At 47.5% G+C, this 8,835-nt stretch carries 16 protein-coding genes and 2 pseudogenes; 12 read left to right on the top strand and 6 right to left on the bottom strand.

Annotated elements, in window-relative coordinates; genetic code table 11:
* The 8 genes from C2E15_RS22260 to C2E15_RS15155 all read left to right on the top strand — a co-directional run bounded on the left by C2E15_RS22260 (position 1) and on the right by C2E15_RS15155 (position 2,988).
* On the top strand, positions 1-297 hold the full coding sequence (locus C2E15_RS22260; RefSeq protein WP_104958103.1) for a DUF1317 family protein: 297 nt from the start codon (positions 1-3) through the stop codon (positions 295-297).
* 2 nt (positions 298-299) lie between these two features.
* Complete coding sequence (locus C2E15_RS15125; RefSeq protein ID WP_104958104.1) at positions 300-518, top strand: hypothetical protein; 219 nt, start codon at positions 300-302, stop codon at positions 516-518.
* Positions 515-931: a hypothetical protein gene (locus tag C2E15_RS15130; RefSeq protein WP_104958105.1), complete on the top strand. Its 417-nt coding sequence runs from the start codon at positions 515-517 to the stop codon at positions 929-931. The genes C2E15_RS15125 and C2E15_RS15130 overlap by 4 nt, the downstream gene beginning before the upstream one ends.
* Positions 924-1,214 (top strand): hypothetical protein, encoded by a 291-nt coding sequence (locus C2E15_RS15135; RefSeq protein WP_104958106.1) that lies wholly within the window; start codon positions 924-926, stop codon positions 1,212-1,214. Before C2E15_RS15130 ends, C2E15_RS15135 begins: the two co-directional genes overlap by 8 nt.
* 188 nt (positions 1,215-1,402) lie before the next feature.
* A complete protein-coding gene (locus tag C2E15_RS15140; RefSeq protein ID WP_104958107.1) occupies positions 1,403-2,155 on the top strand; it encodes a methyltransferase in 753 nt (250 codons plus the stop codon).
* Between the two features lie 38 nt (positions 2,156-2,193).
* Entirely contained in the window at positions 2,194-2,436 is a 243-nt protein-coding gene (locus C2E15_RS15145; protein WP_104958108.1) for a DNA polymerase III subunit theta, read from the top strand.
* Positions 2,433-2,684 carry a hypothetical protein gene (locus tag C2E15_RS15150; RefSeq protein ID WP_104958109.1) on the top strand — a complete coding sequence of 84 codons (252 nt, stop codon included), beginning with the start codon at positions 2,433-2,435 and terminating at the stop codon, positions 2,682-2,684. Before C2E15_RS15145 ends, C2E15_RS15150 begins: the two co-directional genes overlap by 4 nt.
* Positions 2,674-2,988, top strand: a complete 315-nt coding sequence (locus tag C2E15_RS15155) for a hypothetical protein (protein ID WP_245912285.1) — start codon at positions 2,674-2,676, stop codon at positions 2,986-2,988. The genes C2E15_RS15150 and C2E15_RS15155 overlap by 11 nt, the downstream gene beginning before the upstream one ends.
* Positions 2,989-3,094: 106 nt before the next feature.
* On the opposite strand, the gene C2E15_RS21755 is transcribed toward C2E15_RS15155, so the two are convergent.
* Positions 3,095-3,268: a hypothetical protein gene (locus C2E15_RS21755; protein ID WP_167391887.1), complete on the bottom strand. Its 174-nt coding sequence runs from the start codon at positions 3,266-3,268 to the stop codon at positions 3,095-3,097.
* Positions 3,269-3,473: 205 nt separating this feature from the next.
* Here C2E15_RS21755 and C2E15_RS21510 point away from each other — a divergent pair, with 205 nt between their 5' ends.
* The 3 genes and pseudogenes from C2E15_RS21510 to C2E15_RS22105 form a co-directional block, all read left to right on the top strand.
* Positions 3,474-3,740 carry a hypothetical protein gene (locus C2E15_RS21510; protein WP_128861297.1) on the top strand — a complete coding sequence of 89 codons (267 nt, stop codon included), beginning with the start codon at positions 3,474-3,476 and terminating at the stop codon, positions 3,738-3,740.
* Between the two features lie 80 nt (positions 3,741-3,820).
* Positions 3,821-4,024, top strand: a complete 204-nt coding sequence (locus C2E15_RS15160; protein WP_104958110.1) for a helix-turn-helix transcriptional regulator — start codon at positions 3,821-3,823, stop codon at positions 4,022-4,024.
* 281 nt (positions 4,025-4,305) lie between these two features.
* Positions 4,306-4,791: pseudogene (locus C2E15_RS22105) on the top strand (tyrosine-type recombinase/integrase); the annotation flags it as partial.
* Positions 4,792-5,352: 561 nt separating this feature from the next.
* Here C2E15_RS22105 and C2E15_RS15175 read toward each other — a convergent pair.
* From C2E15_RS15175 to C2E15_RS15185, 4 genes are all read right to left on the bottom strand, one after another.
* Positions 5,353-5,625, bottom strand: a complete 273-nt coding sequence (locus C2E15_RS15175) for a hypothetical protein (protein WP_104958112.1) — start codon at positions 5,623-5,625, stop codon at positions 5,353-5,355.
* A complete protein-coding gene (locus C2E15_RS22110) occupies positions 5,622-5,918 on the bottom strand; it encodes a hypothetical protein (RefSeq protein ID WP_245912286.1) in 297 nt (98 codons plus the stop codon). The genes C2E15_RS15175 and C2E15_RS22110 overlap by 4 nt, the downstream gene beginning before the upstream one ends.
* 76 nt (positions 5,919-5,994) lie before the next feature.
* The gene (locus C2E15_RS22115; RefSeq protein ID WP_245912288.1) at positions 5,995-6,564 is read right to left on the bottom strand and encodes a hypothetical protein; all 570 of its coding nucleotides are present in this window, start codon (positions 6,562-6,564) and stop codon (positions 5,995-5,997) included.
* A 142-nt stretch (positions 6,565-6,706) separates the two neighbouring features.
* Entirely contained in the window at positions 6,707-7,042 is a 336-nt protein-coding gene (locus C2E15_RS15185) for a hypothetical protein (RefSeq protein WP_104958113.1), read from the bottom strand.
* Between the two features lie 333 nt (positions 7,043-7,375).
* Between C2E15_RS15185 and C2E15_RS15190 the strand changes: the two genes are divergently transcribed.
* Entirely contained in the window at positions 7,376-7,915 is a 540-nt protein-coding gene (locus tag C2E15_RS15190) for a DUF2058 domain-containing protein (RefSeq protein WP_104958114.1), read from the top strand.
* Between the two features lie 78 nt (positions 7,916-7,993).
* Here the strand turns inward: C2E15_RS15190 and C2E15_RS15195 are convergent.
* A pseudogene (locus C2E15_RS15195) lies at positions 7,994-8,691 on the bottom strand (RluA family pseudouridine synthase).
* Positions 8,692-8,835: the final 144 nt, after the last annotated feature.

Consider the following 8,835-nt stretch of genomic DNA (forward strand, 5'->3'; position numbering starts at 1 on the left):
ATGAAGCAGCCATTCGACAACATCCGGTGCGGACGTACCGTTATCCGTTATTACGACGCTTACGGCGGCTGGATGCTGCCGGATAAAACCATCACGAGAAACCCGCTAAAAGCAGCTCGCATCGCAGAAGAAACGGAAGCAGCGCGGAGCGAGAAAAAGCAGGCGTGGCAACTTTACGAGATTCAGTACCTCGCCGAACGCAACCCATGCATCAACTTCAGAACTGTGGCTCAGAAGCTCGACCGGACGCCGGAAGATGTTCGGCAAATGCATCGCGCTATCTCTGCCGGGAGTTAACCATGCGCAAACATCAACGCAGGATAAAAACAGAAGCCGGCCGTGTACGCGATGGATGGATGATTGAGCTAGAGGATGGGCTGGCAGTGCAGGTTAATGGCGTTAAGCACCTAGGCAAACGTGTGTCATTCATAACAGGCGGCACTCTGTGGTCGCTTGAGCATGACGACATCGTTTATCGGGTTATCGATATGGAATTAGTGGAAGGAGTGGGGAAATGAAGGATATTCAGAAACTGATTAGGGATGCTGAGCGTGCCGACGCCGTTGCGGCGCTGATGCAGGATGTTAACCCGCACACTGTTCTTGCGCTGGTCGATAGACTGAAGGCGGCAGGGGCGCAGTTGGCAGAGCTGGCGAAGCAGGAGCCTTCTGGATGGTACGCAGTTGAAAACGCCATCCGCGATTTGGGCGAGCCGCTTTATTTAGATGGGCGACATAAGCCTTCCGGGTGGAATAGTGATTACAAACCTTTGTATGCGCGCGCCGCGCCGCCAGCGCCGGTTAAGCTGCCTCGCGGGCACATTCTTGATTGTTTCGGCAGGCTCGAAACGGATGATGATGGCGTTTGGCTACACAAGGATGACGTTATCGAAGCACTGAAGGCCGCTGACATGGAGGTGGCAGATGAATAATCAGGAACTGGCGGCGCTGTGCCGCATCGAAATTCGCCGCTGGCAGGCGGTACCGGATAAGCAATATATGGTTGCGCTGATGGAAACGGCTCTGACGGCATTAACCGCTGAGCCTGTGAAGGTGCCGGATGAACTCACCATGCGTGACGCGATTAGGTTGAAGCTTTCCGTTGACTGGGCTGCAGGTTACAACACGGCGATTGCACACTGCAAAGAGTTAAGCGAACCCATCGACAACACCGCGCAGAAGTATGAGGCGCTGGCAAAGGAGGGTAAATGTTAGCAGGCTTCATCCTCCTCATTACCTCTCACTCTCACGCCCTGCCCGTTACTGAAACCATCTATCCCACCAAAGCAGAATGCGAAGCCATCAGAGTCAGGCTGAATGAGCGCCGGCCGCTGGTAAATCTCGACTGCTCACCTGTTTACCGATAGCCGCGAAAGCGGTTTTTTTCGCCTGGAGAAAAATAAATGCGAGTTGATAAAGAAGTGCTTAATGTGCTGAGTGCTGCGGAATGCCATGGTAAAAATCTGGTGCTGACTGGTCAGCTTGACCGAAACTTATACACACGCACTAATAAAGTTCTGGAAGCTGCCGGCGGCAAATGGAGTCGCAAGTGCAAGGCGCATGTATTCGATATCGATGCATCCGAGCGCATTGAACAAATCATACTGACCGGAGATGTCGTGGTTCCCAAAGATGATTTTGAGTTCTTCCCTACTCCGCCAGAAGTTGTCAGGCATGTAATTCATTTGGCAGATATTCGGGATGGCATGCATGTGCTTGAGCCCAGCGCAGGGCAAGGAGCAATTGCTAAAGCCGCTCATAGCGCAGCAGCAGATGTGATGATTGATATGTATGAACTGATGCCAGCCAACAATGACGCGCTGCATGCTCTTAATTTGCGCCTGTCAGGTATTGGGAAACCAGTTGATTTCCTTACTGTTGAGCCCAATCCAGTCTATGACCGGGTTGTAATGAATCCTCCATTTAGTCGACAGGCTGATATCAAGCACGTAACTCACGCACTGAAATTCCTGAAAACTGACGGGCTGTTGGTCTCAGTCATGGCTTCACCGGTAGTTTTCCGCAGCAACAAGCTTACTTCTGATTTCCGCCAGTTGATTGAAGACCGCGGTGGTCATATCGAAGAATTGCCTGAGGGCTCATTCAAGTCATCAGGAACGATGGTTAACACTGTCGTCGTGATGATACCAAATTAGCGATTCATGGCGATATACTCCACTCAGGAGGAATCGCCATGTCACACAATCTCGCAGCACGCAGCAAAGAAGAAAGGGATAAGGTTAACGTGGATTTAGCGGCGTCAGGCGTGGCTTACAAAGAGCGCCTGAACCAGCCAGTTATCCCGCAGCAGGTAGAAATGGAGCAGCCGGAAGAGTTGAGGGAGTATTTCCGCGAGCGCCTGCAGCATTACAGGCAGGTGGCTCTGCAGCTGCCGAAAGGTACCGACCCGATTTACCAAAAAGAGGAACCAAAATGACCGAGGATTACCTGATTTTTGGCGCTGGTTATGACGGCGAAATTCGTGAATTTGACAGGGGCTTGGACTTTATAGAGGTTGTTCAGAATCCTGCCCTTATATCCAGCAATAGCAGCGACCAAAGCGCGCCATCTACAGATAAGGTAAGGTTGCCGGTTAGGGTTTATATCGTCCATGGGCATCGTTATAACGTGGCGTCACATGAACTTTTAATAGATGACGTTCTTGAAGAATTAATTGAACAATAGAGGCCAAGGCCGGCAGCAGCAAGATAATCACATCTACGATAACGACCTCGCTCCGGCGGGGTTTTTTATTGCCAAATTTCGGAGAAACAACATGAATTTTGCAGACCCGATTGATGAAGCCGCAGAACGCGAGCAGCAGCTGATAGCGGTAGCCCTGGCTAACCGGCCGGCGCCGCAGATGACATACACCGGCGAGTGCCACTACTGCGAGGAGCCGATAGCCAAGGGGCACTTCTGCAGCGATGAGTGCCGAACCGACCATGAGCGCATGGTGTGGGCGGAGAAGCAGCGGAGATTGGCATGATTGAAGTGTTGAAGGGAGTGGAATCGCCCAAGAAATACTTTATCAGAAAGACCCAGCCTCACCGGGTCTTTACTTAGGTGGGAATCTTTTATATCAATACCATTTATTAAGCATTCACATCGAATTTAAGTTGATATTTCCACTGAAGAAGCGCACCTATAATCAGGTACATCTCCAAAATATCTTCTTTGCAAGCTGTGCTAACCTGCTCTTCCTTGCCATTCGTAAGTGATTGAATAATATTAGTTAGCTGAACTGGTACGGCTGTGTGTGTATTCATAATGCCCCTGGAAAAAATAGAAGGGAAAGACCGCCGTATGCCTGTGGAGGATGAGTTAAGGCCTGTCAACTATAGGCTTTGTCATGAGGAAAGCAAATCTAACGCATGTTAAATGCAACTTAACCTCTCCAGCCTGTTTTTAATCTTTTAAACCATAAATTCACTTTTATTCCATTAACTATCGCGCTATGCGTGAGGAGTTGTTATGTCTGAAAAAGACCTGTTCAAGCCATGCGAAAGCAGCGGCGTCAGATATGCATCAAATATCTGCTGGATTCTTCGTGATTACCTACAAAATGGCATACCAAGAAGAAACAGCAAGGGGATTTACTCTTCATCTCCTGTGCGCATCTCTACTGGAGAGCATCTAGGGGAAAAGGTCTGCTATCACTCAGGAAAAGATGACCCGATTATCCTTAACGTATGTCCCTTTTGCGGTGGAAAGCTCCACTCAGTGAAAGACGAAGAATGATCACCCCACTCCACCTTCTCATCACCATCATTGCGATCATCATCGCCAGAGCAATATTTAATTATTTTTAAGGAGCCATCATGCGCGAGCTACGTGACGATTCCCTTGTTGACATGAAGTTCATGGTAGAGGATGCTGGGTTTACCCCGAAGTTCTTCTATTCTCAAATCAAGGCCGGCAAACTCAAGCCGCCAACAAAAATTGGTCGCGCCTCCCGCTGGGAGTATTGCGATTACAAATCCTGGAAGCAGTCCTACACCCAATCAAGCAGAACCGTAAATTGACGCATTGCGGGCATATATGCGGGCATAATATTTTACACACCAATAAAAACCATTATAAACCAACCCCCTGCGGCGCTAGTTTGATGTTTGCAGGGGACGCCAAATGTTAGTCTCCCAACGTATCTCAAAGTCTCTTTTACCCATTCCATTCAGTTGCTTAACTCAGTTTAATAGCCCACCTGCGTCTCCAGCCGGCTCACAAAATCCACAGTGTCATGTTGTTACAATTGTTGGTATGTTTGGTTCGATAATGCAGATACCATCAGCCGAGGATTTTTACTATGCCGCTCACTGAGTTAAAGGTAAGGAATGCGAAGGCTGCTGTGAAGCCCGTCAAAATGACAGACGGTAATGGTATGCATCTTTTGATCACCCCAAACGGTTCCAAATAGTGGCGTTTTCAGTATCGCTTTGGTAGCAAACAAAAGATTCTTGCTCTCGGGGTTTATCCTGAGGTCACGTTATCAGAAGCCAGACGCAGAAGAGACGAAGCCAGATAACTCGTTGCAAACGGGGTCGCTCCAGGCGAAAAACGTAAAGCCGAAAAGGTGGAAATTAAAGGGCTGCTGACATTTGAATAAGTTGCTCAAGACTGGTATTCCAGTAACAGAACCAGGTCGGAAAGCCACAGGATTATTGTAATAAACAGCCTTGTGAGTCATTTATTCCCCATCATTGGCAATCGTAATATCACAGAACTCAAAACCCGTGACTTACTGGTTCTACTAAAAAAGACTGAAGCAACAGGTCACCTCGAACTCGCTTCGGTGATAACAGTAAAGACATGCTCACGACTTTAAACAAAGCTGAGAAGGTTTCGTGTAAAGAGGCAGAGGTAAAAGGTACGTATCTCTGCAAAGTAGATACAGATATCACTCTGCCTTTAATGAAAACAAAATACAGAAAGCCTTTCACAGATTTGTATGAGGCATGGATAATGAATTACAATTGATTTATCGCAGATAAAATGAGTTAAATTCATTATGAATAAGATGCAAATAGAAGAACTCCTTTTCAAAGAGGGCTTTACATCTAAAGAATTTTCCATAATACGTCAACAAGCTGAAAAATTGGGTTACTCGTATAGATGGCTTCTTCCCCAATTAAAAAAAAGATTCTTAGTTGCATTGATATTAATAGTCATTCTTTTTAGCGGGCTCGTTTATACAATTAATATCGGCACACAAGAAAACCTTGTATCTTATTCGATAACTTTGTTTACAGGCTTCACCATTTTTTATCTTTTCATTCCATTAAATCCTGCATATAAAGCATTTAAAGTTTTGAGAAAGCATTTTTATATTTTATAAAATCGCTAATGAAAACTTTCACTTTTTCAAGCGAAGAATCGCACTACCTCTTCCCCCAACTGCAATACATTCACCGCAAGACATATCTATGTAATACTTTATTGGATTAGGCATACTTTCCATCATCCACGGGAGTTCCTCAGAAAATTTCATATCTGAGGTTGAAATAACCCAAACGGATTTACCATCAAAAGACGTTCTTTCAGCCTCATGAAAGCCTTCATCCCAACCATAACCAGCTTTGTTTGCATATTCTTTGGCAATTTCAATAGCTTTTCTGTCACTTATCATTTTTGAACTCCATACCAGACATTATACATTAACCCACCAACCACCACCGGGCCTAAAAGAATGCCTGCAGCTTCATGCCGCAACATTGTATAAGTGATTTCATAAGTATTGCCAAGAGGAAATTTAAATCCTTCAATGATATACTCCCTGCTCATTCCTCTGGCCCTTAATAAGCCAATAGTTTCAGCCAGTGTCTCTTCCAGGTATCTAAGTATATACGATTTAGTGTATGCACTTTGCCTCATAAATACTCTGAGTTCTCTCAATAGATAGAACTTAGGCGCAATCGCCATATGAACTTGCTCATGGTAAAGAGTAGAAAGCATCTGCAAGTAAGCGTCATCCTTCGACATTGCACCAGGGTAGTAGTTACGTCCAACTTCTACGTCCCCCAGGGTTTTGTTCCCCCTGAATAACGTCACGATTCTTTGTAATTTTTATCTTAGGTGTATACCGCCATCCTCCATTACGAGGCAGGTTCATTTTCCTTTTAATATCAATGCTGTATCTCGGCATTTTTACTCCTCTGAAAGGAGTTTTAAATGTGTCGCCAGGCTTCTTCTTTAAAAGAAGCGCAAGGACAGTATTGATTCCCAGCAGAGTGATCGCGTCTGCCAAATCCTTAGCAGCAGCCTCCAGATCGCCTTCGTTACGAGCAGAGTTAGTCTTCGTTGCAAAATCAAACAGCTTCTGAGCCGCTTCAAGCGCCACGCCCCCTACAGCCACCCAACCTACAATGAGAAGCACTAAATCAGCGATTTCACCAACCCCAAAAAAGTGCGCACCAGCCCAAACCACGATTACCCCCGCCATAGTTGCGAGAGTTGAGGGGGTAACCATTGCAAGAAGCTGTTGGCCAATGTCAGCCGGTAAAAGCACCGCCGCTTTCGAGATGACTAATTGTAGCCTTGACTGTATATCGCCTGGGATAGCTTCCATACTTTATCCTCAGTTATAATTTAAGCTAATTGTAGAATAACTCTCAGTATACCGCGTTAACCAGTAGTTTTGTTCCGCATGTTCGATTGAGCTGTCTTAAAAATAGAAATTTACTTAACATAAAGTATTATTTAAATGATTATTAAAAACTCATAACATTAAAGCCATCATTTAGTTTAATGAAGAAAAAAACAGATTTAAAGGTTTCTCCTACAGCGAGCCTGCGGTCCAGAATTGCCAGGTCGCAGGCTTTGTCATGGCGATCCTGCCAGTCTGTGCCGGCAATCCCCTCGTCTGACCAATAGCGTTTGAACGCATAACGCCGGGCATCGCCTGAATAGTTGATGCTACCCTGCCCAAACAGATCATCTGAGTTTTTTGGATAAACAACGTAGCCTTGTTCATCCAGCGTTACGACAAACCACAGATCATCCTGAGGCACGACATCACAGATGCTACTGATCTTTACTCTTTTCATTTCGCAGTCCCTATGCTGAAAGTAAGATAAATCCTAACGGGAAAGTCGAACAAGAGGAAGCAAATCGATTAGCTTATTGCCTTCAACGCCTCGCCATGCCCGTTATTCTCCGTTCAGTAAACGCACCGCCGCCCTGTTTTCATCGGCATCTTTAGTCGGGTTTTAGACTGTTGTCATGTTATTACCACTGCTGTTCCGAACAGGTTGCGTCCCGCCATTGTCCACAACCTGATACGTGTCCGATGCATCTTCTGTAGCGTTCATTATTTGCTTAATAGCCTCAATTTTTACCGATATAATCCCAATAACTATTCAACGGATTCAGAAGCGAAAATGACCAAACTCACCTTACAAGAGCAGATGCTGAAAGCAGGATTAGTCACCAGCAAAAAAGTGGCCAAAGTCCAGAGAACGGCGAAAAAATCGCGCGTTCAGGCGCGCGAGGCGCGGGAAGCGGTAGAAGAGAATAAAAAAGCGCAGCTTGAGCGTGATAAACAGCTGAACGAGCAGCAAAAACAAGCGGTGTTAGCCAAAGAATATAAAGCGCAGGTTAAGCAGCTGATTGAAATGAACCGAATCAGCCTGCCAAAAGGCGATATCGCCTTTAACTTTACTGACAATAACCGCATTAAAAAAATGATGGTGGATAAGCTGACTCAGGCTCAGCTGATCGGCGGTCGTCTCGCCATTGCGCGCCTGGCGGTTGATAACAATGGAGAGAGCGCATACGCGATTATCCCCGCCAGCGTAGCCGATAAAATTGCGCAGCGTGATGCGGACGCGATTGTATTAAATAATGCCCTGAGCCAGGAAGAGGAAGAGAAAGACGATCCGTATGCCGATTTCCAGGTACCTGATGATTTGATGTGGTAAGCGGCGATGCTGGCGGGCTTGGGCCCGCCAGGCGCTATAAAGCCCTGTGGCACGCGCCGCGTTCGTGCTGCGGCGCCTTCAGAACGGACAGGCGGTATGGGCGTTAATCGGTTGCTGGCTGACAGGATGCACAAAATGCAGCGCGCTGGCATGCAGCATCAGCCGCGGAGCCTGCGCGGATCCCGGCAGCAGGCGTCCGCCATACAAGTCACAGCCTAAAATGGGATGGCCCAGATGCTGGCAGTGAATGCGTAGCTGATGGGTCCGCCCGGTCTCCGGCGTAAGCGCTACCCGCGTCAACGGCAGTAACCTGCCCTCTTCCCCTCCCGATAAAAGCGCTCGATAACCTGGTAACGGGAGCGAGCAGGCTTGCCGCGGCTGGCGCAAATCGACATACGCGGGAACAGCGCCGGATCTTTGGCAATCGCCGCGTCTATCACCCCTTCGTCATCACGCAGATGGCCGCAGAGCAGCGCGTGGTAGCGCTTACTTACCGTACGCTGGCTGAACTGCTGGCAGAGGGCAGCGTTGATCGCCTTATTGCGGGCAATCACCATCACGCCGGACGTACCAAAATCAAGGCGATGGACCAGCGTGCAGCCGGGAAAGATCTGTACCAGTCGGTAATGCACCGAATCAAGATTGCAGGCATTTTTCCCCGAAAGGCTAAGCAGCCCGGCAGGTTTATTGATAAGCGCCAGGTGATCGTCCTGGTAGATGATCGCTATCGGGTCATGGCACGGCGGAGCGATAAAAGTATCGGAAATGGTAGACATCAGGCTGCCCGCAGAGAAAGGGGGCGGATAATAACCAATTATCCCTCCGCTGGCGAATCTGGCTGTTAGATGGCTGGCAGTTGCGGCGAGCCTTTCCGTTATTTCATGGTTTTTAGCCGCTGCGCCTCGTCTGTTGCACATTAA

Source organism: Mixta gaviniae, assembly GCF_002953195.1.
In the GTDB taxonomy this organism is placed as follows: Bacteria; Pseudomonadota; Gammaproteobacteria; order Enterobacterales; family Enterobacteriaceae; genus Mixta; species Mixta gaviniae.